At 67.4% G+C, this 26,473-nt stretch carries 26 protein-coding genes; 7 read left to right on the forward strand and 19 right to left on the reverse strand.

Annotated features, from left to right (window positions below; translation table 11 throughout):
- Positions 1 to 83: 83 nt before the first annotated feature.
- Both CupriaWKF_RS02490 and CupriaWKF_RS02495 read right to left on the reverse strand, forming a co-directional pair.
- A complete protein-coding gene (locus CupriaWKF_RS02490; protein WP_276099468.1) occupies positions 84 to 1,211 on the reverse strand; it encodes an anhydro-N-acetylmuramic acid kinase in 1,128 nt (375 codons plus the stop codon).
- A 23-nt stretch (positions 1,212 to 1,234) separates the two neighbouring features.
- Positions 1,235 to 2,629, reverse strand: a complete 1,395-nt coding sequence (locus tag CupriaWKF_RS02495; protein ID WP_276099469.1) for a M23 family metallopeptidase — start codon at positions 2,627 to 2,629, stop codon at positions 1,235 to 1,237.
- Positions 2,630 to 2,859: 230 nt separating this feature from the next.
- Here CupriaWKF_RS02495 and tyrS point away from each other — a divergent pair, with 230 nt between their 5' ends.
- From tyrS to CupriaWKF_RS02515, 4 genes are all read left to right on the forward strand, one after another.
- Complete coding sequence (gene tyrS, locus CupriaWKF_RS02500) at positions 2,860 to 4,101, forward strand: tyrosine--tRNA ligase (protein ID WP_276099470.1); 1,242 nt, start codon at positions 2,860 to 2,862, stop codon at positions 4,099 to 4,101.
- 9 nt (positions 4,102 to 4,110) lie between these two features.
- Positions 4,111 to 4,581, forward strand: a complete 471-nt coding sequence (dtd, locus tag CupriaWKF_RS02505) for a D-aminoacyl-tRNA deacylase (protein ID WP_276099471.1) — start codon at positions 4,111 to 4,113, stop codon at positions 4,579 to 4,581.
- Between the two features lie 77 nt (positions 4,582 to 4,658).
- Positions 4,659 to 5,306 (forward strand): YbhB/YbcL family Raf kinase inhibitor-like protein, encoded by a 648-nt coding sequence (locus CupriaWKF_RS02510; protein WP_276099472.1) that lies wholly within the window; start codon positions 4,659 to 4,661, stop codon positions 5,304 to 5,306.
- A gap of 56 nt (positions 5,307 to 5,362) precedes the next feature.
- Positions 5,363 to 6,037, forward strand: a complete 675-nt coding sequence (locus CupriaWKF_RS02515) for a histidine phosphatase family protein (protein WP_276099473.1) — start codon at positions 5,363 to 5,365, stop codon at positions 6,035 to 6,037.
- A gap of 19 nt (positions 6,038 to 6,056) precedes the next feature.
- On the opposite strand, the gene CupriaWKF_RS02520 is transcribed toward CupriaWKF_RS02515, so the two are convergent.
- The 17 genes from CupriaWKF_RS02520 to CupriaWKF_RS02600 all read right to left on the reverse strand — a co-directional run bounded on the left by CupriaWKF_RS02520 (position 6,057) and on the right by CupriaWKF_RS02600 (position 21,308).
- Entirely contained in the window at positions 6,057 to 6,782 is a 726-nt protein-coding gene (locus CupriaWKF_RS02520) for a queuosine precursor transporter (RefSeq protein WP_276099474.1), read from the reverse strand.
- Between the two features lie 157 nt (positions 6,783 to 6,939).
- Positions 6,940 to 7,524, reverse strand: coding sequence for a YSC84-related protein (locus tag CupriaWKF_RS02525; protein ID WP_276099475.1), 585 nt, complete (start codon positions 7,522 to 7,524; stop codon positions 6,940 to 6,942).
- Between the two features lie 42 nt (positions 7,525 to 7,566).
- On the reverse strand, positions 7,567 to 8,166 hold the full coding sequence (locus CupriaWKF_RS02530) for a hypothetical protein (protein WP_276099476.1): 600 nt from the start codon (positions 8,164 to 8,166) through the stop codon (positions 7,567 to 7,569).
- A 218-nt stretch (positions 8,167 to 8,384) separates the two neighbouring features.
- Positions 8,385 to 9,437, reverse strand: coding sequence for a Holliday junction branch migration DNA helicase RuvB (gene ruvB / locus CupriaWKF_RS02535; protein ID WP_276099477.1), 1,053 nt, complete (start codon positions 9,435 to 9,437; stop codon positions 8,385 to 8,387).
- Between the two features lie 34 nt (positions 9,438 to 9,471).
- On the reverse strand, positions 9,472 to 10,053 hold the full coding sequence (ruvA, locus tag CupriaWKF_RS02540) for a Holliday junction branch migration protein RuvA (RefSeq protein WP_276099478.1): 582 nt from the start codon (positions 10,051 to 10,053) through the stop codon (positions 9,472 to 9,474).
- Between the two features lie 76 nt (positions 10,054 to 10,129).
- Positions 10,130 to 11,293: a glycerophosphodiester phosphodiesterase gene (locus CupriaWKF_RS02545; protein WP_276099479.1), complete on the reverse strand. Its 1,164-nt coding sequence runs from the start codon at positions 11,291 to 11,293 to the stop codon at positions 10,130 to 10,132.
- An 81-nt stretch (positions 11,294 to 11,374) separates the two neighbouring features.
- The gene (ruvC, locus tag CupriaWKF_RS02550) at positions 11,375 to 11,920 is read right to left on the reverse strand and encodes a crossover junction endodeoxyribonuclease RuvC (protein ID WP_276099480.1); all 546 of its coding nucleotides are present in this window, start codon (positions 11,918 to 11,920) and stop codon (positions 11,375 to 11,377) included.
- 161 nt (positions 11,921 to 12,081) lie between these two features.
- Entirely contained in the window at positions 12,082 to 13,653 is a 1,572-nt protein-coding gene (gene purH / locus CupriaWKF_RS02555) for a bifunctional phosphoribosylaminoimidazolecarboxamide formyltransferase/IMP cyclohydrolase (protein WP_276099481.1), read from the reverse strand.
- A 22-nt stretch (positions 13,654 to 13,675) separates the two neighbouring features.
- On the reverse strand, positions 13,676 to 13,909 hold the full coding sequence (locus CupriaWKF_RS02560) for a Fis family transcriptional regulator (protein WP_211948844.1): 234 nt from the start codon (positions 13,907 to 13,909) through the stop codon (positions 13,676 to 13,678).
- Complete coding sequence (dusB, locus tag CupriaWKF_RS02565; protein ID WP_276099482.1) at positions 13,906 to 14,976, reverse strand: tRNA dihydrouridine synthase DusB; 1,071 nt, start codon at positions 14,974 to 14,976, stop codon at positions 13,906 to 13,908. Before dusB ends, CupriaWKF_RS02560 begins: the two co-directional genes overlap by 4 nt.
- A 286-nt stretch (positions 14,977 to 15,262) precedes the next feature.
- Entirely contained in the window at positions 15,263 to 16,501 is a 1,239-nt protein-coding gene (locus CupriaWKF_RS02570; protein WP_276099483.1) for a UbiH/UbiF/VisC/COQ6 family ubiquinone biosynthesis hydroxylase, read from the reverse strand.
- Positions 16,482 to 16,958: a hypothetical protein gene (locus CupriaWKF_RS02575; RefSeq protein ID WP_276099484.1), complete on the reverse strand. Its 477-nt coding sequence runs from the start codon at positions 16,956 to 16,958 to the stop codon at positions 16,482 to 16,484. The genes CupriaWKF_RS02570 and CupriaWKF_RS02575 overlap by 20 nt, the downstream gene beginning before the upstream one ends.
- Positions 16,955 to 18,349 carry an aminopeptidase P N-terminal domain-containing protein gene (locus CupriaWKF_RS02580; protein ID WP_276099485.1) on the reverse strand — a complete coding sequence of 465 codons (1,395 nt, stop codon included), beginning with the start codon at positions 18,347 to 18,349 and terminating at the stop codon, positions 16,955 to 16,957. The genes CupriaWKF_RS02575 and CupriaWKF_RS02580 overlap by 4 nt, the downstream gene beginning before the upstream one ends.
- Positions 18,350 to 18,428: 79 nt before the next feature.
- Positions 18,429 to 19,166: an N-acetylmuramate alpha-1-phosphate uridylyltransferase MurU gene (gene murU / locus CupriaWKF_RS02585; RefSeq protein ID WP_276099486.1), complete on the reverse strand. Its 738-nt coding sequence runs from the start codon at positions 19,164 to 19,166 to the stop codon at positions 18,429 to 18,431.
- A complete protein-coding gene (locus CupriaWKF_RS02590) occupies positions 19,163 to 19,486 on the reverse strand; it encodes an AzlD domain-containing protein (protein WP_211948850.1) in 324 nt (107 codons plus the stop codon). Before CupriaWKF_RS02590 ends, murU begins: the two co-directional genes overlap by 4 nt.
- Positions 19,483 to 20,175, reverse strand: a complete 693-nt coding sequence (locus CupriaWKF_RS02595; protein WP_276100643.1) for an AzlC family ABC transporter permease — start codon at positions 20,173 to 20,175, stop codon at positions 19,483 to 19,485. The genes CupriaWKF_RS02590 and CupriaWKF_RS02595 overlap by 4 nt, the downstream gene beginning before the upstream one ends.
- Positions 20,176 to 20,273: 98 nt before the next feature.
- Entirely contained in the window at positions 20,274 to 21,308 is a 1,035-nt protein-coding gene (locus CupriaWKF_RS02600) for a phosphotransferase (RefSeq protein WP_276099487.1), read from the reverse strand.
- A gap of 159 nt (positions 21,309 to 21,467) precedes the next feature.
- On the opposite strand from CupriaWKF_RS02600, the gene CupriaWKF_RS02605 reads away from it, so the two are divergent.
- The 3 genes from CupriaWKF_RS02605 to pdxA are packed head-to-tail and all read left to right on the forward strand — an operon-like array spanning position 21,468 to position 26,460.
- Positions 21,468 to 23,900 carry an LPS-assembly protein LptD gene (locus CupriaWKF_RS02605; protein WP_276099488.1) on the forward strand — a complete coding sequence of 811 codons (2,433 nt, stop codon included), beginning with the start codon at positions 21,468 to 21,470 and terminating at the stop codon, positions 23,898 to 23,900.
- 9 nt (positions 23,901 to 23,909) lie between these two features.
- Entirely contained in the window at positions 23,910 to 25,394 is a 1,485-nt protein-coding gene (locus CupriaWKF_RS02610; protein WP_276099489.1) for a peptidylprolyl isomerase, read from the forward strand.
- A gap of 22 nt (positions 25,395 to 25,416) precedes the next feature.
- Positions 25,417 to 26,460, forward strand: coding sequence for a 4-hydroxythreonine-4-phosphate dehydrogenase PdxA (gene pdxA, locus CupriaWKF_RS02615; RefSeq protein WP_276099490.1), 1,044 nt, complete (start codon positions 25,417 to 25,419; stop codon positions 26,458 to 26,460).
- The last annotated feature ends 13 nt before the right edge of the window (positions 26,461 to 26,473 follow it).

Genomic DNA, 26,473 nt, shown 5'->3' on the forward strand with positions numbered 1-26,473 from the left:
CAACGCCGGCGAAACAGCGGCGTCTGCCACGCACAAAAACCCCCAACCCTTCCAGCGCCTGATCCCGTCCATCACACGGTCGATCAGCGCGGATAGAACGCGCCGAGCACGCGCGGACCAGAAGCGCCGGTGACCGTGGCGACATTGCCCGGCAGGCGCAGCAGGCACTGGCGCGCCAGCCAGGCGAAGGCGATGGCTTCCACCTGGGACACCGGCACCCCGAAGTCTTCAGTCGTCTGCACGGCCAGGCCGGGCAGGGCCTGCGCCAGACGCCGCATGATGTAGCCGTTGCGCGCACCACCACCGCAAACGATCAGCCGTCGCGCCTGCGGCGAGTGGGCACGGACATCGCGCGCAATCGCTTCGGCGGTCAGCGCGGCGAGTGTCGCTTGTACGTCCGCTGGCGTTGGCGCGGGTGCCCCCCGCGACGCCAGGCGCGCTTCCAGCCAGGCGGGATGGAACAGGTCGCGTCCCGTGCTCTTGGGCGGTGCGGCACTGAAGTATGGATCGGCCAGGCATTCGGCCAGCAGCGCATCGTCGACGCGTCCGCTCGCGGCCCAGGCGCCGTCGTCGTCGAACGGCATGCCGAGTTGTTCGCCGATCCAGTAGTCGAGCAGCGCATTGCCCGGCCCGCAGTCGAAGCCGATCACGGCGCCGCCGTTGCCGGGCAGCACGCTGATGTTGGAGATGCCGCCGATATTGCAGATCACGCGGGCTTCGGCCCCGTCGCCGAACAGCGCCTGGTGCAGTGCCGGCACCAGCGGCGCGCCCTGGCCGCCCGCCGCGACATCGCGGCTGCGGAAATCCGCCACCACGTCGATGCCCGCCAGCTCGGCCAGCAGCGCGGGATGCTGGCTCTGCCGCGTGTAGCCGATCTGGTCGTAAAGGCCCGGGCGATGGCGGATGGTCTGCCCATGCGCGCCGATCGCAGCGATATCGTCCGGCCGCAGCCCCGCCTGTCCGAGCAGCGCGGCCACGCAGCCGGCATAGACGCGTGCGAGCGCGTTGGCGGCCAGCGCCTCGCGGTGGATCTCGTTGTCGCCGGGCTGCTGCAACTGCCCGAAGTCCGTGCGCAGCGCGTCGGGGAAGGGCTCGTGCGCGGCGGCCAGCACGGCCGGGCGCTCGCCGCTGAAGTCCACCAGCACGGCGTCCGCGCCGTCCATGCTGGTGCCAGACATGATGCCGATATAGCGATCGCCGTGCGCGCGCATGGAGTCTCCGGGCGGAGCGGCTGTCAGTTGGCCGCGGTAAGGACGTTATAGGTGCGCAGCGCGTTGATGCGGCTGAGCATCGTGCTGGTATAGCCGAGGAATTCCTGGCGCGCCTTGCCCGTCAGCACCGGGGCTTCCATCAGCGCAATGCTCAGCGGGTTCTGCGGCACGTCGTTGAAGCGGAACTCGTAGTGCAGGTGCGGCCCGGTGGCCCAGCCGGTCTGGCCGACATAGCCGATGACCTGGCCTTGCGATACCCGCTGGCCCTGCTGCACGCCGGCAAAGCCGGACAGGTGGGCATAGTAGGTCGAATAGCCGTTCGCGTGCTTCAGGATGATGATGTTGCCGTAGCCATTCTGGCGGCCGACAAAGTCGATCACGCCTTCGCCGGTCGCCATCACCTTGGTGCCCGTGGGCGCGGCGAAGTCCACGCCCTTGTGCTGGGCCCATTCATGGTGCAGCGGATGCTCGCGGCCGCCGAAGCCCGACGATACGCGCGAAAACTCCACCGGCGAACGCAGGAACGGACGCTTCATGCTGCGGCCATCGAAGGTGTAGTAGGCGCCGTTGCTCTCGCCTTGGGGCGCAAACCACAGGGCCTGGTGGAGCTGGTTCCGGTTGATCAGTTCGATCGCCACCACGCGGCCGTTGCGGATGAACGCACCGTCCTGGAAGCCGGCTTCGTAGATGATGCGGAAGCGGTCGCCGCTGGCAATGTCATGCTGGAAGTCGATCACGCCGGAGAAGATCGACAGCATCTGCTGCACGATTTCATCGGGCACGTTGGCCGCGTCCATGGCCTTGAAGAAGCCGCCCGCGGCGATCGAGCCGGACGCCATCTCATAGCGCAGGTCGTTGTCGACGTTCTGCACACGCGCCTTGTAGCTGGTCGTGCCGCCGGCCTTGGCCGGCTCGACACGCTCGATCATGAGTTCGCGCGAGTGCGCGGCATCGCCGCCGAGATTGGCCTGCAGCGACACGAGCATATTGCTGTCGTCGATCTGTGCCTGCACGGTCTGGCCCGGATTGAGGTTGAACAGGCTGCGCGCGGTCGGGTTCTTGAGGATGAAGGCCTGCGCGTCGGGATCGTCCACGCCGAGGCGGCGCAGCAGCGAGGCAATGGTGTCGCCGCGCTGCATGCGTTCCTGGCGCACGTAGACGGCCTCGGAATCGATATCGGTAAGCTGTGCGAGCTGTTCGCGCACATCGGGCATGCGCAGCGGCTCGTTCACGCGCGGCGCGAGCGGATCATTGAAGGCGCTGCGCGGTGCGACACCCATGGCGGCAGCCATGCCGAGCGTGAATATCGCGCCCACGGAAGCCGTGAGTTGCTTGCGCCTTCGCGCGTGCTGGGGGTTGGTCGGGTCGACGAGAACCACCAGCTCGCGCGCGAAAACTTCGCGGAGTCTGGACCACATCACGTAAAATTCAACCTTGGTCTGGGCACCGCTGCCGCAACGATGTGTGTCGTCTGCCTTCCTCCCCCGAGGTACGGCGCGGGCTGTTCATCTTTATTTGCCGCCTAGAATGGCGGGTGGCGCACGGGCTCGGTGCCGCGTGTCGCCGGAAAGCGCGGATTATACCAAGAATCGGCTCGGGGCCGAGTGGCGAATCCGGCAAATTTTCATGTATTTCAAAGACTTACGTCATGACTGAAGCATCCTCCGGCCCCGCGGCCAAATATCCCCTCACGCCGTCGGTGATGCACGCGCTGGAGGTGTCCAAGCGCGGCTGCGACGAACTGCTGATCGAAGCCGAATGGGCACAGAAGCTCGCTCGCAGCGAAGCGACCGGTGTTCCCCTGCGCATCAAGCTCGGCCTCGACCCCACTGCGCCCGACATCCACATCGGGCATACGGTGGTACTGAACAAGCTGCGTCAGCTGCAAGACCTGGGCCACCAGGTGATCTTCCTGATCGGCGACTTCACCTCGACCATCGGCGACCCTTCCGGGCGCAACAGCACCCGGCCGCCGCTGACGCGCGAGCAGATCGAGGCCAATGCCCAGACTTACTACCGTCAGGCCAGCCTGGTGCTCGATCCGGCGCGCACCGAAATCCGCTACAACAGCGAGTGGTGTGATCCGCTCGGCGCACGCGGCATGATCCAGCTCGCCGCCAAATACACCGTGGCCCGGATGATGGAGCGTGACGACTTCACCAAACGGTTCCGGTCTGGGATTCCCATTTCGGTGCATGAGTTCCTTTATCCGCTCATGCAGGGCTACGATTCGGTCGCGCTGAAGTCCGATCTGGAGCTCGGCGGCACCGACCAGAAGTTCAACCTGCTGGTCGGGCGCGAGCTGCAGAAGGAATACGGCCAGGAGCCGCAGTGCATCCTGACCATGCCGCTGCTGGTGGGCCTGGACGGTGTCGAGAAGATGTCCAAGTCCAAGGGCAACTACGTCGGCGTGACCGAGGCGCCCAACGAGATGTTCGGCAAGCTGATGAGCATCTCGGACGACCTGATGTGGCAGTACTACACGCTGCTGTCGTTCCGCCCGCTCAACGAGATCGACCTGATGAAGCAGGAAATCGCGCTGGGCCGCAACCCGCGCGACTGCAAGGTCATGCTGGCGCAGGAGATCGTGGCGCGCTTCCACAGCCAGGCCGATGCCGAGAAGGCGCTCGAGGACTTCAACCACCGCGCGCGCGGCGGCGTGCCGGACGATATCCCGGCGGTCAGCCTGTCGGGCGCGCCGCTGGGCATCGCGCAGTTGCTCAAGCAGGCCAACCTGGTGCCATCCACGTCCGAGGCCAACCGCAACATCGAGCAGGGCGGCGTGAAGATCGACGGCTCCACCGTGAGCGACAAGGCCACCAAGGTGGCTGCCGGCACCTACGTGGTCCAGGTGGGCAAGCGCCGCTTTGCCCGCGTGACGCTGGCCTGAGGACCGGCGATGATCGCACTGATCCAGCGGGTAGCGCAGGCGCGCGTGACCGTCGGCGGCCGTACCACTGGCGAGATCGGCGCTGGCCTGCTGGCGCTGGTCTGTGCCGAGCGCGGCGATACCGAGGCGCAGGCCGACCGGCTGCTCGCCAAGATGTTGTCCTACCGCGTGTTTTCCGACGCGGACGGCAAGATGAACCTGCCGGTCCAGAACATGGATGGCAACGGCGGCGCGGGTGGCCTGCTGGTGGTGTCGCAGTTCACGCTGGCCGCCGATACCAATAGCGGAACCCGGCCCAGCTTCACGCCGGCGGCCTCGCCCGAGGACGGGCGGCGCCTTTATGAGTATTTCGTCGAGCGGGCGCGCGCGTCGCACCCTGAGGTGCAGACCGGCGAGTTCGGGGCGATGATGCAGGTGAGCCTGACCAACGACGGACCGGTGACGTTCTGGCTGCGCGTGCCTCCGCCCGGCAACGCCTGAGGCCGCTCAAGGCCGCACAGGCAGCAGGAAACCACGATGGCGCGCCCGCGCGGCCATCCACAAGACAGGAGCGACAAATGAAACTCTGGAGCAAGTCCTTCGCCGACAACACGCCGATTCCTGGCGAGTTCGCCTTCTGCGTGCCCGATGCCGCCGCCCACGTGGCGCTGTCGAGCAACCGCAACCCCGATTTGCACTGGGAAGACGCGCCGGTCCAGACGCGCTCCTTTGTCCTGATCTGCCATGACCGCGATGTCCCGAGCCAGGGTGACGACGTCAACCAGGAAGGCCGTGAAGTGCCGGCATCGCTGCCGCGCGTGGACTTTTACCACTGGGTGCTGGTCGACATCCCGCCCGGCCTGACCACGATCGCCGCGGGCTCGCACAGCGACGGCGTGATCGCGCGCGGCAAGCCCGGCCCCCAAGCGGCCGGCGGCACGGCCACCGCGGGTGGCCTGCGCCACGGCATCAACGACTACACGGGCTGGTTTGCCAATGACGCCGACATGAAGGGCGACTACTACGGCTACGACGGCCCGTGCCCGCCGTGGAACGACACCCTGCTGCACCACTACGTATTCACGGTCTACGCGCTGGACATCGACCGGGTGCCGCTCGACGGCAAGTTCACGGGGGCGCAGGTGCTGGAAGCCATCCGCGGCCATGTGTTGGCGCAGGCCAGCCTGACCGGCACCTACACGCTCAATCCCAAGGTAGCCGGCTAAGGCCGCGTGCCCGGCTCCTGCGCCGGGCAAGGGCATGGAAATAGCAAGGAAAGGGCATGTTGCAAAGCTCCGGGCCGCATTCGCTGGCCTACACGCACCTGATTGTGATCCGTCATGGCGAGACGGCCTGGAACCGCGAGCGTCGGCTCCAGGGCCAGCTCGACATCCCGCTCAACGAGACCGGCCAGGCCCAGGCCCGCGCGCTGGCTGCGGCGCTGGCCGGCGAGCCGATCGACGCGGTCTATTCCAGCGACCTGGGCCGCGCCATGCAGACCGCGGCGCCTCTGGCCGAGGCGCTCGGACTGAAGGTCCGGTCCGAACCGCGCTTGCGCGAGCGCAGCTACGGCAACTTGCAGGGCATGACCTATGCCGAAGTCGCCGAGCAGTTGCCGGAGCACTTTGCCCGCTGGCAGGCGCGCGTGCCCGACTATGCGCCGCCGCAGGGCGAGTCGCTCGCACAGTTCCATGATCGCGCGGTCGAGATCGCGCTGTCGCTATCGCGCCGGCATCCGGGCGAGCGCATCGCGCTGGTGGCCCACGGCGGCGTGCTCGACTGCCTCTACCGCGAGGCCACCGGCATGACGCTCGAGGCGCCGCGCCAGCACGAGTTGCTCAACGCCAGCATAAACCGGCTGCGCAGCGACAGCCATCACCTGACGCTGGCGCAGTGGGGCGACGTGACCCACCTTGAAACGCTGGCACTGGACGAAGTGGATCGGCGCGTTCCCTGAGGGCGCGCGGGCCTCGGCTCTAGACGCGCAGGCGGAACGGCGTGAAGTTTGTGTTACGGTCGTACCAGTCCTCGTTCTCGGCGCGCTTGAGAAAGTGCACGACCTTATAGGTGACCGGCGTCATCACGACTTCCCAGCCGGTCTTCAACACGTACTGCGCCACCGCGACCTGGAGCACTTTCTCCAGCGGCCAGATTCCGTAGAACGCAATCACGTAGAACGGCGACGAATCCACCAGCTCGCCGGCCAGGGTCGAACCGATGGTGCGGGTCCACAGCCAGCGCCCGCCCGTCCACAGCTTCATCCTGGCCAGCACGTAGCTGTTGGCGAAACTGCCGCAGCAGAAGGCAATCAGCGACCCGAGCGCGATGCGCCAGGTATTGCCGAATACGTCTTCCAGGCTTTTCTGGTAATCGGCCATGAACGGCGCTACCGGCATGTTCAGTACCACCAGGCTCATGAACGTGGCGAACGCCAGTGCCGCGAAGCCCGCCCACACCACGCGGCGGTCGCGGCCATAACCGTAGACTTCGGTCAGCACGTCGCCAAAGAGGTACGAGATCGGGAAGAACAGCACGCCAGCGCCGAAGGTTACCGGCCCCAGCAGCGGCAGCGTCACCTGCGCGGCCTTGGCGGCGCCGACCAGGTTGGAACACAGCAGCACGCTGACAAACGCCACCATGACGAGATCGTAGTAGCGGTAGACGCGCCCGGTATGGGCGGGGGCGGCGGGCAGGGCGGACATGGAGGTTCCCGGTGTGGCGGTGCGTTGCCGCGCCCGCTGTTTTTTGCGCGATTATGCCAGCCGGGGGGCTGCCTTGCCGTGCCGCAAAAAAGAATCCCGGCCGGGGCCGGGATCTTTGGGGCAAGACGGGCGGTACCGCCCGCCTTTTCCTACGGATTCAGATGTCGAGCTTCGAAATCTTGGCACCGTTGATCGATACGTCGAACATCAGGCCAGCGTTGGTCTGAACGAAGCCAATCACCGGTTGCTGGCTGGTCAGGGTGTCAAGCCGTCCGTCGGCGCCAATCTTTGCCAGTGCCACGTTTGCATCGGCGCCGGCCGTCCAGCCCTTGCTCGACACGAACTTGTTGTAGGCCTCGGGCGTCATGAACATAATGATAATGGCCTTGGACTGCCCGCCGGCGGTAAGGCCGACCGAGGCCTGCGTCGTGCTGTAGTAGCCGACGTTCGAGCCGTGGGCGCGCAGCGCTCCCTCGCCATACTCGCCGCCAACAATGAAGCCGGCCGCGATCACCTTGGGGAATACCAGGACGCCTTGCGCGCGCTGTGCCAGCTCACGCGAACCGTTGGTCGACGAATACAAACGGTTCAGCGCACCGTCGACGCCCGCGTCGATTTCCTGTCTCTTTGCTGTCTTATCCGTCGTGCTGCCGGTGCCCGTTGTCGTGCAGCCGGCGGCGAACGCGGTGGCGACAAGCAGTCCAGATCCGGTAACCCGGGTAACAAAATCGCGTCGATTCATAGGTGACCTCCTGGTCGGAAAAGTACCGCGTCCGGAATAGGGTCAGTTGGCTGCGGATGCAGCCGGGGCCCTGACCGTGATGGCTACGACTTCACGATAGACGATCTTTGCCATCTGACCACGCTGGATCTTGCTGAGATCGATGGCAGGATCTTCCACCTTGACCGTGCGCAACGTTTCGCGCGGGCCCCGGAACGTGACCAGGTGCTTGGCCGGGTCAACCTTCGTGATCTCCGCCGTCACCGTCGTGGTGATCTCGCGCATGATGCCGGGCTTGCTGCCTTCGGCCGCGCGCGAGGTCCGGTCCACCGTTTCCGCCAGCGCGGTCGCCTTGCTGTCCATCGGTTCCAGCGATGCGACGATCGCCGCGCCGCGCGCAATGGTAAGGATGTCCCCCTTGCGGATCTGGCCGAAGTTCTTCACTTCGTCGCCGCCCACCAGCTCGACGACATTGCCGCGGGGGCCCTGTACCAGCACGGCCTTGGTGTTCGGGTCGATATCGATGATCTTGCCGCTGACCACGGCCTCCTCGGCAACGCCGACCGGGGCCTGCGGACGCTGTGCGTGGGCGCCGGCGCTGGTGGCGAGGAGCATCGCCGCAGCGAACATCGCGGCAGGCAGGGAGGACGGACGACGGGTCATGGCTTTCCTTGGCGATAGTGAGGGCCATGCCATCGGCACGGCTGCCGGGGCGCCCTTGCTAGGGTACCGTTGAAGCCATTGTGGACAATAGGGCAGGGGCCAGCAATCCACTTCGAAAAAATTTGGGATGCGGGACAAAAACGTTTAATTGACGTCCCCGACGCGCGCCGGCCGGGGTTTGCGGCAACGCAGCAACCACCGCCGGGCGCCGCTTATCCTCAGACTGGCAGCTCGCCGGTGCCGCCGCTCTCGGGCGTTGCCAGGCCGAAGTGGCGGTAGGCTGCCGCGGTGGCAACCCGGCCGCGCGGCGTGCGTTGCAGGTAGCCCTGCTGGATCAGGTACGGCTCCAGGACATCCTCGATGGTGTCGCGCTCCTCGCCGATTGCCGCGGCCAGGTTGTCGACGCCGACCGGTCCGCCGCCGAACTTGTGCAGCACGGCCTCGAGCAGCTTGCGGTCCATCAGGTCGAAGCCGACGCGGTCCACATCCAGCATGGCCAGGGCGGCATCGGCGATCTCGCGGGTGATGGTGCCGTCGCCCTTGACTTCGGCATAGTCGCGCACGCGACGCAGCAGCCGGTTGGCGATACGGGGCGTGCCGCGCGCGCGGCGGGCGATTTCCAGCGCGCCCTTCGGGTCGATCCGGGCGCCCAGCAGCTGGGCGGAGCGCGTGACGATGCGCGCGAGCTCGTCGGCCGTATAGAACTCCAGCCGCGCCACGATGCCGAAGCGGTCGCGCAGCGGGTTGGTCAGCATGCCGGCGCGCGTGGTGGCCCCGACCAGCGTGAATGGCTGCAGGTCCAGCTTGACCGAGCGCGCTGCCGGGCCCTCGCCGATCATGATGTCGATCTGGTAGTCCTCGAGCGCCGGATACAGGATTTCCTCGACCACCGGCGAGAGCCGGTGGATTTCGTCGATGAACAGCACATCGTTGGTTTCGAGGTTGGTCAGCAGCGCGGCCAGGTCGCCCGGGCGCTCGAGCACCGGCCCCGAGGTCTGGCGCAGGTTCACGCCCATTTCGCGCGCGATGATATGCGCGAGCGTGGTCTTGCCCAGGCCCGGCGGGCCGAACAGCAGCACGTGGTCCAGCGCCTCGCGGCGGTTGCGCGCCGCGTGCATGAAGATATCGAGCTGCCCGCGCACCTTCTCCTGGCCCACATACTCGTCGAGCAGCTTGGGCCGCAGCGCGCGCTCGAACGCCTCTTCGTGCGAGGAAGCGGGCGTGGCGGCGATCACGCGGTCGGGGGCGGAGAACTTGTCGGTTTCAATCATGGCGGCGGCGTCAGGTGTCGCGCTATTTTACGCCTCAGGCCTTGGACAAGGCCTTCAGCGCCAGCTTGATGCCATCCGACACGCCCGTGCCGGCCGGCACCTGCTTGATGGCCGCGGCGGCTTCCTTTTCCGAGTAGCCGAGCGCCAGCAGCGCATTGAGGATGTCGACCGCGCTGTCATGCACGGCGGTCGCGCCAGGCGCATGGCCCAGCTCCGCGCCCAGCTTGCCCTTGAGTTCCAGCAGCAGGCGCTCGGCCGTCTTCTTGCCGATGCCCGGCACGCGCGTCAGGCGCCCGGCTTCCTGCAGCGTGATGGCCTGGGCCAGCTCCGGCACGGACATGCCCGAGAGCACCGCCAGCGCCATGCGCGCGCCGATGCCGGTGATCTTGATCAGCTCGCGGAAGGTGTTGCGCTCGGCAGGCGTGCCGAAGCCGTAGAGCAGGTGCGCGTCCTCGCGCACGATCAGCTGCGTCAGCAGCGTCACCGGCTGGCCGGTCGCGGGCAGGTTGTAGAACGTGCTCATCGGCACATCGATTTCGTAGCCGACGCCGTGGCAGTCCACCAGCAGGTGCGGGGGGTTCTTTTCGATTAGGGTGCCGGCGATGCGTCCGATCATGTTGTTTGCGTTTGCGGTAAAGGTCGGTTCAGCGGTTTGCGGAAGGCCGCAAGTGTAGCCCAGCGGCGGTCCTGCTTCACGGGGGGCTGGCGTCGATGGCGCGCCTGCCGAGTGCCGGGTCGTCGGTAAAGATACCGTCCACGCCCGCGGCGACAAAGGCCTCCACCTCGCGCACCATGCCTGCGGGGCTGCGCGTGGCGCCATCTCCGCCGGTCTGGAGCGCCTTGGGCAGGAAGGCATTCTCGGGCCGGAACGTATAGGGATGCACCAGCAGGCCGGCCGCATGCGCGTTGCGCACGACGGCGGAAGGCGCGCCGAGTCCGCCTTGCGCGTCGCGTGGCACCACGCTGTTCTTCTCGGGCCCGATACCATTGGCGTAGGACGCGACCTCGCGCAGGCCTGCCGGGCTCAGCATGTCGCCATAGGTGCGCGTCTCGCCGGCCAGTCGCCAATCGGCGGGGATCTGCCTGGGATTCCCGATCAGTTGCATCAGTCTGACATTGGGCATGCCATGTCCCAGTGAGCGGCGCACCTGCCGCAGGCTGCCGGGCTCGAAGGACTGGACGAATACCGGCGCCTCGCGCAGGTATGGCTGTTGGTGCAGCGCGGCGACCAGCTTGTCCTCGAGCGGCAGGCCGATACCTCGGAAGTAGCTCGGGTGCTTCAGTTCGGGATACAGGCCGATCTCCCGGCCGGTACGCAGCGACGCCTGTTGGGTGAGCCGCACGATCTCGTCGAAGGTCGGGATCTCGAACTGGTCGTTGAGGCGCGCATTGGCCGGGCGCAGCTTCGGGATGCGTTCGCGGGCCCGCAGTGTCTTGAGTTCGGCCAGCGTGAAGTCCTCGGTGAACCAGCCGGTCAGGCGCTCGCCGTCGATCACCTTGGTGCGTTTCCGGTCGGCGAACTGCGGCATCTCGGCGACGTTGGACGTGCCGCCAATCTCGTTTTCATGGCGCGCCACGAGCACGCCGTCGCGCGTGATGACCAGGTCCGGCTCGATGACATCCGCGCCGTCCTCGATGGCCTTGGCGTACGCGGCCAGGGTATGTTCGGGGCGCAGCGCGCTGGCGCCGCGGTGGGCGATGACCAGTGGCTTCGTGGCTGCTGCCGGTGCAGGCGCTTCCGTAGCTGCGGCTGCGGCCACCGTCCTGGGTGCGGAAGGCGCGGGCAGCTTCGTGGCGCAGCCCGCCAGCAGGACTGTGGCCAGGGAGACGTGAAGACTGGATCGGAGGCGGAGCATGGCAAAGGGTCCGTGGCCGCCGGGCGCGGCAAATGCCCCTGATTGTAAGAGACCCGCGTGCGCCGCCTGTCGAAGCCCTTGTCAGCCGATCAGGCGTCCGCGCCGCACGCGCATACCCTTGCGGACCAGCTCGGGTGCCAGCCCGGACAGCGTGCCGAGCGTGTCGCCGCCATTGGCGTGGCAGATGGCGATGCCCAATGCATCGGCAGCATCGGTGCTCGGCCGTCCCGGCAGGTTCAGCAGCCGCATGACCATCTCCTGCACCTGCTCCTTGTTAGCACGGCCGTAGCCGACCACGGCCACCTTCAGCTGCAGGGCGGTGTACTCGAACACCGGCAGGCCCTGTCCCACCAGTCCGCAGATCGCCGCGCCGCGTGCCTGGCCCAGCAGCAGGGTGGATTGCGGGTTGACGTTGACGAACACCTTCTCGATGGCCGCGCAGTCCGGGGCATAGGTGCGGGCTACCTCGCTGATGCCGTCGAACAGCGTCTTCAGGCGCGCGGGCAGGTCGGTATCGCCATTGCTCTTGATGGTGCCCGAGGCGATGTAGGAAAGCTTGTTGCCATGCTTTTCCAGCACGCCGAAGCCGGTGGTGCGGAGGCCGGGGTCGATGCCTAGGATGCGCATTTGGGGCTAAGGGGGGATTGGGGGATAGTTTAGGGGCTCTTGTGGGGGAGGCGTTTCTTGGCAGGCGCCGCTGTTTCGCCGGCGTAGCCGGCGAAACAGCGGCGGCCTGCCAAGGACGATGAGCCAGTCCCAAAGTCCCCCCCCGCCGGACTCAATACCAATCAGTGCCGGAAATGCCGAGTCCCAGTCAACACCATGGCAATCCCCCTCTCATCCGCGGCAGCAATCACCTCATCATCCCGCATCGACCCACCCGGCTGAATCACGCAGGTCGCGCCAGCGTCCACCACCACATCCAGCCCGTCACGGAACGGGAAGAACGCATCCGACGCCACCGCCGAACCGGCCAGCGTCAAACCGGCATTCTGCGCCTTGATGCTGGCGATGCGTGCCGAATCCACGCGGCTCATCTGCCCCGCGCCGACCCCGAGCGTCATGCCGCCGCCGCAGAACACGATCGCGTTGGACTTGACGTACTTGGCCACGCGCCAGGCAAACATCAGGTCGTCCATTTCCTTGGGCGTCGGGTGGCGGCGCGTGACCACGCGCAGTTCCGACGGCTTCACGTTCTTGGCATCCGGGCTCTGCACCAGCAGGCCACCGCCCACGCGCTTGAGGTCATACTGGTTGACACCCTTGCCCAGCGGGATCTCGAGCAGGCGCACGTTCTGCTTGGACGCGAACACGGCACGCGCGGCGGCGCTGAACGACGGGGCGATCAGCACTTCGACGAACTGCTTCGCCACGGCCTGCGCAGCGGCCTCATCGAGTTCCACGTTGAAGGCGATGATGCCGCCGAAGGCCGAGGTCGAGTCGGTCTTGAAGGCCTTGTCATAGGCTTCGAGCGCGCTGGCGCCGACGGCCACGCCGCACGGGTTCGCGTGCTTGATGATCACGCAGGCCGGCGTGGAGACGTCGAAGGACTTCACGCATTCCCACGCCGCATCGGCATCGGCGATGTTGTTGTACGACAGTTCCTTGCCCTGCAGCTGCACGTAGTTGGCCAGCGCGCCGTCCACTGCCTTCAGGTCGCGGTAGAACGCGGCCGACTGGTGCGGGTTCTCGCCGTAGCGCATTTCCTGCACCTTGTCGAAGGCCAGGTTCAGCGTCTGCGGGTAGGCGCTGCGGCCCTGGTGCGACTTGTCGGCACCGAGGCTGGTCAGGTAGTTGGTGATCGCACCATCGTACTGCGCGGTGTGCGCGAACACCTTGGTGGCCAGGCGGAAGTTGGTGTCGTAGCCGACCTTGTTGCCGTTGCCGCGCATTTCGTCGAGCACCACGGCGTAGTCGGCCGGATCGACGATCACGGTCACGTCGCGGTGGTTCTTGGCCGCCGAGCGCAGCATGGTCGGGCCGCCGATGTCGATGTTCTCGATCGCGTCCGGCAGCGTGCAGTCATCCTTGGCCACGGTCTGCTGGAACGGGTACAGGTTCACCACCAGCAGGTCGATCGTCGGGATGTTGTGCTCGGCCAGCGCGGCCATGTGCTCGGGCAGGTCGCGGCGCGCCAGGATGCCGCCGTGGACCTTCGGGTGCAGCGTCTTCACGCGGCCGTCGAGCATTTCGGGGAAGCCGGTGTAGTCGGCCACTTCCGTGACGGGCAGGCCGCTGTCGGCCAGCAGCTTGGCGGTACCGCCAGTGGAAAGCAGCGTGACGCCGAGCGCGTTCAGTTCGCGCGCGAATTCGACGATGCCGGTCTTGTCGGAGACGGAAAGGAGAGCTTGCTTGATCATGGCTGTGCGAAACGCTTCAATTTCAAATTAAACCGTGCAGCTGCAGCTTCTTGCGCAGCGTATTGCGATTGATGCCCAGGTAGGCGGCGGCCAGCGACTGGTTGCGCTCGGCGCGCACCATCACGGCTTCGAGCAGCGGGCGCTCGACGGCCTCCAGCACCATGTTGTACATATTGGACGGCTCTTCGCCGTCCAGATCCCGAAAGTAGCTGTCCAGGCTGTCCCGGATGCATTGGTCGATAGCATTGCGGCTCATGCGGCAAGCAACTCCCCTTTTTTGTTGTTGTTGTCCGTTTCATCTTCCCCCTCGCCCGCGCCGGCTTCATCGACATAGACCAGCCGGTCGGACCACTGCGCCTGCTCGTCGAAGAAGGCGTTGACCGCGGCGAGCTGTTCGCCGGTGGTCTCCAGCGTGTTCATGCGGTGCCGGAACAGGTTCGCGCCGCGCAGCCCGCGCGTGTACCACGCAATATGCTTGCGCGCGGTGCGCACGCCGGTGAACTCGCCGTAGAACGCATAGTGGTCTTCCAGGTGCGCGTTCATGATGGCGCGGATCTCGGCCACTTCCGGCGGCGGCAGCAATTCGCCGGTGGCCAGGAAGTGTTCGATCTCGCGGAACAGCCACGGCCGGCCCTGCGCCGCGCGGCCGATCATGATGGCGTCGGCGCCCGTCAGCGCCAGTACCTGCTTTGCCTTCTGCGGTGTCGTGATGTCGCCATTGGCCACCACCGGAATGCGAATGGCGGCCTTGACCGCGGCGATGGTCTCGTACTCGGCATCGCCGTGGTACAGGTCGGCGCGCGTGCGGCCGTGGATGGTCAGCATGCTGATGCCCGCGTCTTCCACCATGCGCGCGATGCGCAAGGCATTGCGGTTCTCGCGGTTCCAGCCGGTGCGAATCTTGAGCGTGACCGGGACGCGGTCGCCCACGGCACCCACCACGGCTTCGACAATGCGGACCACCAGCGGCTCGTTCTGCAGCAGCGCGGAGCCCGCCGCCACGTTGCAGACCTTCTTGGCCGGGCAGCCCATGTTGATATCGATGATCTGCGCGCCGCGGTCCACGTTATGGCGGGCGGCCTCGGCCATCATGCCCGGCTCGGCGCCGGCGATCTGTACCGAGATGGGTTCGACCTCGCCGGCGTGGTTGGCGCGGCGCATGGTCTTTTCGCTTTTCCACAGCTGCGCATTCGACGCCACCATTTCCGACACCGCATAGCCCGCGCCCAGCTGCTTGCACAACTGGCGGAAAGGGCGGTCCGTCACGCCCGCCATGGGAGCGACGAACAGATTGTTGCGAAGTTGGTGTGGTCCGATCTGCACGTTGGGGTGGCGATTCCGGTGGCCATGGCTTCCGGCAGCACGCGCGTTGCGCAATGCGAAACAGGACGGCCCGGCTGCGTGGTTCTGGAGTGAAACGGAAAAACACGCCCGTGCCGAAACGGCTGTCGGCAATATTCACGGGCATGAGCGAGGGCTGGATTCTACCGCCAAACGACTGCTGCTGCCCAAGAATTGAGCATCAAGACAATAGGCGGAGTCTGAAAATACCTCGAACTGCTTAGCCGGAAAGTGGCGAAAGCCGCATGCGCGGCCTCGCAAGGGCATCTCAGCGGCGCATGCCGAACATCATGTGCCGTGCCAGCGCGTGCTTGAGCGGCGCCAGGCAGGCCAGCGCCGCCAGCGATGCCCCGCGCGCATGCGCGGCCAGCGGGTAGTTGACGCCGAACGCACGCGGCAACAGGTCCGTCACGCCGATGGTCACAGCCCGGTCCACGCGGTGCCGTGACGCAAACGCCTGCAGCGCGCGCGGCGTGCAGCCGGTGCGCAGCGAGTCCGCGAGCGCGAAGGCATCGCGCAGTCCCAGGTTGAGACCCTGGCCCGCCACAGGATGCAGGGTCTGGGCGGCATTGCCCACGGCCGCGATGCGGCCATCGACCGTCACCGGCGCCGCGTTGAGCCCGAGCGGGAATGCGTGGCGTTTGCCGGCAAGCATGAAGCGGCCCAGCCGGTCGCCGAACGCCTCGCCAAGCTCGGCCGCGAAGTCGGCGTCGGACAGCGCCAGCCGCCGCGCGGCCTGTTCGGGCGGGCAGCACCAGACCAGCGCGTAGCCGTCGACGCCATGCTCGTCGTAGGGCAGCAGCGCCAGCGGCCCCTCGGCCGTGAACCGCTCCCAGGCCCAGCCCGGACGCGGCCGCGAGCAGGCCACGTGACCGATCACCGCAGTCTGGCCGTAGTCGCGGTGCCGCGCGCCGTGCCCCGCATGCGCGGCCTGCTGGTGGAACAGGCCGCCTTCGGCCTGCACGGCGATGCGCGCGGCAAAGCGCGCCGGCCGCCCATCGGCCGTCGTGCCGGCAAGGTGCACCGCGCCGGCCATGGCGTCCAGGCCGTCGAAGTCCCCGCCGATCAGCGGATCCTGCCGCAATTCGTCGATGCGCGTCTCGAATACGCGCAGCAGGCGCGATGCGCCGGCCTGCTGGACTGCACGGCCCAGTGCGCGCTCCAGCACATTGCACAGCTCGCCATAGCGCACCACATAGCCGAGCGCGGGCACGCCGTAGTCGTCATGGTGGAGCTTCACATGGCCGAGATGGCCGCGCTGCGAGACATGGATATGCTCGATCGCCGTGCCGGCAACCGGCCAGGCACCGATCTGCTCCAGCAGCTGCCGGCTGCCATGGGATAGCGCGATGGCGCGCGGGTCGCGCGCGGCCCGCGCCGGCGTGGCGGCATCGATGAGCGAAATGCGCCAGTCGGTCGCCAGCAGCAGCTGGCAGGCCAGCGCCAGGCCCACCGGCCCGCCGCCGACGATGGCGATGTCCCGGACTTCAGGCTCGGCCTGCGTCATTGCCGGCGCTCCCGTCCGTATCAAGATCCGGCGCCTGCTCAGCCGCGCCGCGCTTCCAGCAGATTGCATCGGAGCGCGACTTGCCGGCTTCGGCATCGCGCAGCGCGTTGTCGAGCTTCTGCTGGTTGAAGCCGGGCAGGGCCTGCAGGCGCTCCAGCAGTGCGCTGGCGTTGGCCGCGTCCATCGGCGCGACGCAGCCCTGGCCGCTGTCGGGGGCGCCCACCATGATCAGCCAGGCTTTGCCGGCCCAGGGTGCAACCTTGGAAACACGCACCACCACGCGTTCGAGCGAATCCCACATGACCTCCTCGCGCTGGCCGTCGGGGCGGTGCACCACCACGCGGTCGTCATAGAGGTTGAGCACGAACGGTTCGTTCGGATCGACGTGGCGTCTCGTGGGCGCATTGTGCGGCGTTCCGGCGCTGCCGGGGAACAGTCGTCGCAACCAGCCGATCATGCCTTGCCTCCGCCTGTGCTGTTGCGGTCCCGCATCAGGGCTTCGATCTCGTCGGCCTTGACCGGCACGCCGCGCGTGATGATCTCGCAGTCGCCGCTGGTGACCACGGCATCGTCCTCGATGCGGATGCCGATATGCCAGTAGCGCTCGGGCACGTCCTCGGCCGGACGCACGTAGATGCCCGGTTCCACGGTCACGACCATGCCCGGTTCCAGCGGCCGCCACGGACGTTCGCCATTCCCGTCGGCCGCGGCGGCCCGGTATTCGCCCACGTCATGCACGTCCATGCCGAGCCAGTGGCCGGTGCGGTGCATATAGAAACGCCGGTAGCTGCCGCTCGCCAGCACGTCGTCGAGCGTCCCTTCCTTGTTGCGGTCTAGCAGGCCGGTGTCGAGCATGCCCTGCGCGAGCACGCGCACCGCGGCATCGTGCGGCACGTTGTAGGGCACGCCGGCGCGCGTCTCGGCAATGGCGGCATCCTGCGCGGCCAGCACGAGGTCATACAGCTCGCGCTGGGCCGGCGAAAAGCGACCGGACACCGGGAAGGTGCGGGTGATGTCGGAAGCATAGCCGTCCAGCTCGCAGCCGGCATCGATCAGGCACAGGTCGCCGTCGCGCAGTTCGGCGGGACCCGCGCGGTAGTGCAGCACACAGGCATTGGGGCCGGCCGCGACGATCGAGTTGTAGGCCACGCTCTGCGCGCCGTGGCGGCGGAATTCGTACAGCAGCTCGGCTTCGAGATGGAACTCGCGCAGGCCATGACGGCTTGCCTGCATGGCCCTTACATGGGCGCCCGCGGAGATTTCCCCGGCGCGGCGCATGGTGGCCAGTTCGCCCGCATCCTTGATCAGGCGCATCTCGTCGAGCAGCGTGCGGATATCGACCGCGACCGCGGGCGCCGCTACGCCGGCGCGGCCCTGCATGCGCACCGCATCCAGCCAGCGGCGCATCTGCATGTCCGTGCGCGTCGAAGCGGCCAGCGGATAGGCGAGCTGCGCACGGTTGGCAAGCAGGCCCGGCAGGATGGCGTCGATCTCTTCGACCGAATGGGCTTCATCGAAGCCGAAGGCCGCGCGTGCACCGTCGGGGCCGTAGCGGAAGCCGTCCCAGATCTCGCGCTCTTCATGCTTCGGGCGGCAGAACAGGATGCTGCGGTCGGCTTCAGTGCCCTGGCCGGCGACCAGCACCAGCACGGATTCGGGCTCGGTGAAGCCGGTCAGGTAATAGAAATAGCTGTCGTGCCGGTACGGATAGTCGCTGTCGCGGTTGCGCATGGCTTCCGGCGCCGTGGGCAGGATGGCCACGCCACCGCCGGCGGCGCGCAGGTGCTGCAGCACGCGGGCGCGGCGGTCGCGGCAAGACGCCAGGAGGGCGGTATCGGGAGAGGACATAGGATTGCCAACTGGATGGGGGAATGCATCAGATTCTAACGCCGCCGGGGCACCAGGCCCGGCAGCGCCGGCAGGCGACTCAGGCGCCGCCTGCGGTGGCGGTGCCGCGCGCGGCGACGGCGTCGTTCAGCGCGGCCAGCTGGGCCGGCGTGCCGACGTTTTCCCAGCAGCCCTCGAAGCGCTCGCCGCTGGCGGTGCCCGCCGCGATGGCGGCGCGGTAACAAGGCGTCATGGCCACCTTGGTGCCGGGGACGATATCGCTGAACAGGCGCGTGTCATACAGGCCGATATTGCCGAAGGTCAGGCGCTCGGCGCCCGGCGCCGGGTCGAGCGCCAGCCGGCCATCGGGCCGCAGGGCGAAGTCGCCGGCCGGGTGGAAGGGCGGGTTGGGCACCATCACCAGGTGCATGCGCGGGGCTGGCGCGCCGGCCATCTCGCGGGCACGCGGCAGCAGTGTGCGGAAATCGTACTCGCAGAAGATATCGCCGGAAACGGCCAGGAAAATCTCGCCGCGTTCAGGAGCCTGTGACAGCAGAGGCAGCGCCTTGGCGATGCCGCCGGCCGTCTCCAGCGCGCTGCCCTCGGCGGAGTAGGCGATGCGCACGCCAAAGCGGCTGCCATCGCCAAGCGCGGCCTCGATCTGCTCGCCGAGCCAGGCATGGTTGATGACGATGTCGCGCAGCCCGGCACGCACGAGTGCCTCGATCTTCCAGACGATCAGCGGCTTGCCGCCTACGGACAGAAGCGGCTTGGGGCAGGTATCGGTCAGCGGACGCATGCGGTCGCCGCGGCCGGCGGCGAAGATCATGGCTTTCAAATCAGGGTCTCCATGGCGAGCAGGGCGGCCATGCCGCCGACGATGGTCCAGCCGATGCTGCGCGTGCGCGCAGCGATCACGATAGCAACCAGGCCGGCAACCAGCCTTGCGTTGAGCGGGCTTACGTAAAGTTCGCCGCCGCGCATCAGCAGGTCGGGGGCGATCAGCGCGGACAACATGGCGGCCGGCACGAACTGCAGCGCGGTGCGGAACCACGCCGGCAGCCGCACGCGGCCTTCGACCGCGATGAACGACAGGCGGATCAGGAAGGTGGCGAGCCCGGCGCCAATGAAAACCCACAGCAAGGTCAGCGAGTTCATGCGGGCTCCTTGCCGACGGTGGCGTTCTTGCTGGCCGGACGCTTGCTGGACAGGTTGCCGCGGCCGAGCAGCAGCATGCCGGCGGCAATGCCGCCGAGTGCGGCGACCATCAGCCCGAGCTTGTGCGGCATGCCGAAGCAGGCCACCGCAAGGGCTGACGCCACCAGTGCCGCGGCGACCTGCGCGCGGTGCCTGAGCCCCGGCACGATGATGCCGATGAAGGTCAGCGGCAGGAAAAAGTCCAGCGGCCAGTCGCGCGGCACCTGGGCGCCGACCAGCACGCCGGCCAGCGTCGACAGCTGCCAGCTGGCCCACAGCGCGAAACCGCCGCCGAAGTAGAACCAGTGGCGGTAGCGCTGGCGCGGTCCGGTGTCGGCCAGCCGGTGCGTCATGGCGGCAAAGGCCTCGTCGGTCAGTAGGTAGGCGACCAGTGCCTTCCAGCGGCGCGGCAGGTGTGCCAGCGTAGGGGCGATGGTGGCGGAGTAGAGCGCATGGCGCAGGTTCACCATGGCCACCGTGACGGCGATGACCAGGGCCGGTGTGCCGGCCGACCAAAGTTGCGTCAGGATCATCTGCGATGCGCCGCCGAAGACGATGGCGCTCATCGCGCAGGCCAGCCAGGCGGGCATGCCGGCGCCGACCGCCAGCACGCCATAGATCAGGCCGAACGGCACCACGCCCAGCAGCATCGGGGCGAGCGCGCGCACGCCGGCCCACCATTCGCCCGAGCGTGTGATGGCGGGCAGGTTGTCGGGAGGCTCCGGTGGGGGCACTGCGCGGGCCCCGCTCAGAACGTATAGCCGGCCGGGCTGGCGACGCCCTCGAGCGCGTCGAGCAGGCGGATCAGCTTGCGCAGCTCGGTGTAGCGGCCCGCGACCTGGCGCGTGTACTTGAGCACAAGAGGCAGGTTGGCGAGGTAGCCGTCCTTGCCGTCGCGGTGGTACAGGCGCGCGAAGATGCCAAGCACCTTCAGGTGGCGCTGCAGGCCCATCCACTCGAAATCGCGGTAGAACTCGCCGAAATCGGCATTCACCGGCAGGCCGGCCTTGCGCGCACGCTCCCAGTAGCGGATCAGCCAGTCGAGCTGCTGCTCCTCGTCCCACTCGATATAGGCGTCGCGCCACAGCGAGACCGCGTCGTAGGTGATCGGGCCGATCACGGCGTCCTGGAAATCGAGCACGCCGGGGTTGGCGCTGCCGGGCATCACCATCAGGTTGCGCGAGTGATAGTCGCGGTGCACGTATACCTGCGGCTGCGCCAGGATGTTGGCAAGCAGCACATCCATCACTTCGCGTAGATCGGCCTGCTGGGCTTCGGTGAGCGTGGCGCCCAGGTGCTTCGCGATGTACCACTGCGGGAACAGGTCCAGCTCGCGCTGCAGCAGGGCACGGTCGTAGGCCGGCAGTTCGCCGGCCCGAGTGGCGGCCTGGATGCGTACCAGCGCGGCGGCCGCGTCGGCATACATGCCGCTTGCGGAGGAGTCGTCGAGCCGGGACAGGTAGGTCTGGCTGCCGAGATCGGCCAGCAGCAGGAAGCCCTGCCCCAGATCCTGTGCCAGGACCGTGGGCACCGTGACGCCGGCGTCGCCGAAGAGTGCCGCGACATGGATGAACGGCCGGCAGTCCTCATGCGTGGGCGGCGCATCCATCACGATAGCCGTCGGGTGCGCGGCGTTGGCCGTGCTGACGCGGAAGTAGCGCCGGAAACTGGCGTCGGACGAAGCGGGAGTGCAGGAATCGGGGTCGACGGACCAGTCCGGACCGAGTCCGGACACCCAGGATTTGAGCTGGTCCAGGCGTGGGTCGTGGGGAAGTGCTGCCATGCCGGAAAGGGAGTATTGGTTGCCCCGTATAATACCCGACCAGACCCGGGTGCCGGGCGGCCCCCGGGAGGGGCCCCGGTTGCCCCGCAGCCTGTTCCGACGGGGGCTGGCGGCTAGCAGGCAAGCCGCCACCGACGACGTGACTGAAAACCCGCTCGCATGACCGAACAACGACGATCACCGAACCAACGAGCCCACAAGCCGCCTGCGCTTCCCGGCCTTTCCCGCCGCACCGGCCGGCTGCCTGCCAGCGCCCTGCGGCCACTGGTGCTGGCCATGGCCGGCCTGTCGGTGGGTGCGCATGCGCAGATGTCCGGTTCGGCCGTGCCCGACATCGAACAGACCGAGTCTGTCGTCGAGGCCGCCCCTGAGGCGCCGCTGGCGCCCCCTGTGTCCGGCGAGCTCGTGCCGCGCCTGGCGGAGCCGGCCAAGTCCGGCGAACCCGGCGAGAACCCGCCGGCGTTCGTGTCCGGTGACCGGCTGACCGGCTACAACGAGCGTGGCGTGGCGATCGAAGGCAACGCCGAGCTGCGCCGCGGCGGCGCCGTGGTCAAGGGCGACAAGCTGACCTACGACCAGGATACCGACGAGGCCTTCGCCCACGGCAACGCCCGCGTGTCGCGCGGCGGCGCGCTGGCAGTGGGCCCCGAGGCGCGCATGAAGGTCGAGGCGAACGAGGGCTACATGCTCTCGCCCGACTACTATTTCCAGCAGACCGGCGGCACGGGCAAGGCCGAACGCATCGATTTCGTGGACAAGGACCGCAGCGTGATCAAGCGGGCCACCTACACGACCTGTTCGCCGGACAATGCCGACTGGTACTTCAGTGCGCGCCAGCTCGACCTGGACAGCGACCGCCAGGTCGGCGTGGCCTACGGCGGCGTGCTGCATTTCTTCGACGTGCCGATCGCGGCCGCGCCGGTGTTCAGTTTCCCGCTCACCGACGAGCGCCGCAGCGGCTTCCTGTCGCCCCTGTTCGGCTACGGCTCGAAATCGGGCCTCGACGTCACGCTGCCGTACTATTTCAACATCGCGCCGAACCGCGACCTGACGCTCTATCCGCGCATCATGACGTCGCGCGGCTTTATGCTGGGTGGCGACTACCGGTACCTGGGAGACGGCTATGCAGGCCGGCTGCGCGCGGAGATCCTGCCGGACGACCGGCAGACCGGGACCAACCGCTGGTCCTATTCGTTCCAGCATAACCAGCGCCTCGCGCAGGGGCTGAACGCCTACCTGAACCTGAACCGCGTATCGGACGACAAGTATCCGGACGACCTGACGCGCACCGTGGCGCAATCGACCCAGCGGCAATACGTCCAGGAAGGCGGCGTCACATACAACTGGCAGGACTTCACGGTACTGGCGCGCGTGCAGAAGTTCCAGACGCTGCTGCCGAGCGGGCCGTCGTACGAGCGCGAGCCACAGCTCAATGGCAAGTACCTTCGGTACGACCTTGGCGGCTTCGATGTGCAGGTGGAGGCCGATTACACGCGCTTTCGCATTCCGCTGACGTCGACCGGCTTCCAGCAGCCGCAGGGCGAGCGCATGTTCGTGCAGCCGACGATCAGCTATCCGATCGTGCGCCCGGGCTGGTATGTGACGCCGAAGGTCATCTTCAACGCGACGCAGTACCAGATGGAGGCGCAAAGCAACACCCCGACGGCGCAGAACAATCTGTCGCGTACGGTACCGACCTTCAGCTTTGACTCGGGCATGACCTTTGAGCGCAGCGCGCCGGGCATGAGCCGGCTGTTTGGCGTCAACTACTTGCAGACTCTGGAACCGCGGCTGTTCTACGTCTACACGCCGTTCCGCGACCAGAGCCAGTTCCCGCTCTTCGATACCGTGCAGTCGGACTTCGGCTATGGCCAGATCTTCTCCGAGAACCCGTTTACCGGCTACGACCGGGTTGCCGACAACAACAAGCTGACCGCGGGCCTGACCACGCGCCTGATCGAAGCCGATTCCGGCATCGAGCGTTTCCGCGGCACGATCGCACAGCGCTATGACTTCAGCGGGCAGCGCGTGCAGATCAATGGCACGCTGCAGGATCCGAAGGCCGGCAGCTCGGACCTGCTGGCGGCCACCACCATCCAGCTGTTCCGCGGCTACTACCTCGACGCGGGGATCCAATACAATCCGGATTCGGAGCACGTCAATTACTCGAACCTGGCCTTCGCCTGGCGTCCCGAGCCGCGCAAGCTGCTCAACATGGGCTACCGCTACCGGCGCGCCACGTCGGTGACGGACAATACCGCGATCGACCAGTTCGAGATTTCCGGTCAGTGGCCGATTACCCAGCGCGCGTATGGCATTGGGCGCTTCGCTTTCGACCGGAACGCCAACCAGATGGTCGATGCGCTGGCCGGCGTGGAATACGCTGCGGACTGCTGGGTCGGCCGCGTGGTCTACCAGCGCTTCCGCAACACCTCGCAGGGCTATACCGGCCGCATCTTCCTGCAGGTGGAGTTCCGCGGGCTGTCTAAGATTGGCTCGAATCCGCTGGATATCCTGCGCCTGAATGTTCCTGGGTACGAACCCGTCACCGCCAAGCCGGTGCCGACGACCCAGTTTGATCACTATGAATGACGGATTACGATGAAACGTCAAGAATTTGCCGTGTTTTCCCTGGTGTTGTCGCCGTGGCGCCGCGTGCTGCTGTCGGCCGTGCTGGCTGCCGTGGCAGGACCTGCCCTGGCGCAGCTCAAGGCGCCTTCGCAAGCGCCGCGCACCACTGGCATCTTCGTGCCGCAGGCCTCGGACGTGGCCGTCCCGTCCAGCCAGCCGCAGCTTGGCGTGCCGCAACCGAGCAGCGGCAAGCGTTCACAGCTCGTCGATGAAGTCGTCGCGGTGGTCAACAACAGCGTGATCACGCGCCGCGAACTGCTCGACCGCGCCGACGAGATCGAGAGCCAGCTTCGTGCCGCCAACCGCCCGGCGCCGCCGCGCGCGGACCTGCTCGGCGAGGTGCTCGAGCGCCTGGTGATGGAGCGCGTGCAGACCCAGGCCGCGCAGGACGCCGGCATCAAGGTGACCGACCAGGAACTGGACCGCGCGATCGAATCGGTCGCGCAGCAGAACCGCCTGAGCGCCACCGAGCTGCGCCGCCGCGTCGAATCCAGCGGCATGACCTGGACCAAGTATCGGGACGAGCTGCGCAAGCAGGTGCAGGTGATCCGCCTGCGCGAGCGTGAAGTGGACTCGAAGGTACAGGTGTATGACGGCGAGATCGACAACTACCTTGCGGCGCGCGGCGGCCAGGGCGCAGCGACCGGGCCGACCGAGTTCAACGTCGCGCAGATCCTCGTGCGCGTGCCGGAAGATGCCTCCGACGCGCAGAAGCAGGCGCTGAAGACCAAGGCAGAAGGACTGCTCAAGCAGGCGCAGGGCGGTGCCGATTTCGCCCAGCTGGCGCAGTCGAATTCGGAGGGGCCTGAGGCGGCCCAGGGTGGCGCCATGGGCTTTCGCGAGATCGGCCGTCTGCCCGCCGTCTTCGCCAATGCCGTGGTCGATCTGCAGCCAGGCGCCGTGGCGCCGGAAGTGGTGGAAAGCGCCAACGGCTTCCACATCCTGAAGCTGGCCGCCAAGCGTGTGGCGCCTGCGGCCGCAACCCCCAACCCGGCCGCGGCCTCGCGCATTACGCAGACCCAGGTCCGCCACATCCTGATCCGCACCGGCCCGAACATGCCGGAAGCCGAGGCCCGCCGCCAGCTCGGCACGCTGCGCGACCGCATTACGCACGGCGGTGACTTTGCCGACGCCGCCAAGCGCTTCTCTCAGGACGGCTCGGCCCAGGCCGGCGGCGACCTTGGCTGGGTATCGCCGGGCGAACTGGTGCCGGAATTCGAGCAGGCCATGAACCGGCTGCGCCCCGGCGAAATTTCGGAGCCGGTGGTGACGCAGTTCGGCGTGCACCTGATCCAGGTGCAGAACCGCCGCGAAACCGAGATGGCGCCCGAGAAGCAGCGCGACTTCGCGCGTGCCGAAATCCGCGAACAGAAGCTGCGCGCGGCCTATGATGACTGGGTGCGCCAGTTGCGTTCGCAGGCGTACGTCGAATACCGCGTCAACCGACAGCGCTGAGGCCCCGCCGCACGATCCCGACATGCCCGACCCGCTTGCGCTAGCCATCTCGACCGGCGAACCCGCCGGTATCGGCCCCGACATCACCATCGGGGCGCTGTTGCAGCTCGCGGGCGAGAATGGGCACTGCCGCTACCATGTGCTCGGCGATGCGCACCTGCTGGCATCGCGCGCCGCCGCACTTGGCGTGGCGCATGCCTGGGAGCGCCGCGTTGCCGAGGGCGATGTCGTCATTCACCACGTACCGCTGGCGGTTGCGTGCGAGCCGGGCCGGCTGGATGCGCGCAACGGCCCCTATGTGCTGTCGATGCTCGATGCCGCGATTGCCGGCTGCCGGTCCCATCCTGGAACGCCCGCGCGTTTCGCGGCCATGGTCACGGCTCCTGTGCAGAAGAGCACGATCAACGATGCCGGCGTGCCGTTCACCGGCCATACCGAATACCTTGCCGAGGCGGCCGGCGTGCCGCGCGTGGTGATGATGCTGGCCGGCCCCCAGCCGGCGCATGCCAACGCCATGCTGCGCGTGGCGCTGGCCACGACGCACCTGCCGCTGCGTGCGGTGCCCGATGCCCTGACAGTGCCGCTGCTGCTGCAGACGCTGTCGATCATCGACGCTGACCTGCGCCGCTGGTTCGGCATTGCGCGGCCGCGTATCCTGGTGACCGGCCTCAATCCTCATGCCGGGGAGAGCGGCCACATGGGCCGCGAGGAAATCGACATCATCGAACCCGCGCTGGCGCTGGCGCAAGATGCCGGCATCGACGCGCGCGGCCCATACCCTGCCGACACGCTGTTCCAGCCGCGCCACCTGCGCGACGCCGACTGCGTACTGGCGATGTACCATGACCAGGGACTGGCGCCCCTGAAGTACGGCACGTTCGGGCACGGCGTGAACATCACGCTGGGCCTGCCCTTTATCCGCACCTCGGTCGACCACGGCACCGCGCTCGACCTGGCCGCCAGCGGCCAGGCCGAACACGGCAGCATGATCGAGGCCATCCGCAGTGCGGTCACCATGGCCGGGCATGCCAACGGCGTGCATGCAACGGCCAGGCCGACGCACTAGTGGTGTATTCCTC

Origin of the sequence: Cupriavidus sp. WKF15, from assembly GCF_029278605.1 — a bacterium.
Lineage (GTDB): Bacteria > Pseudomonadota > Gammaproteobacteria > Burkholderiales > Burkholderiaceae > Cupriavidus.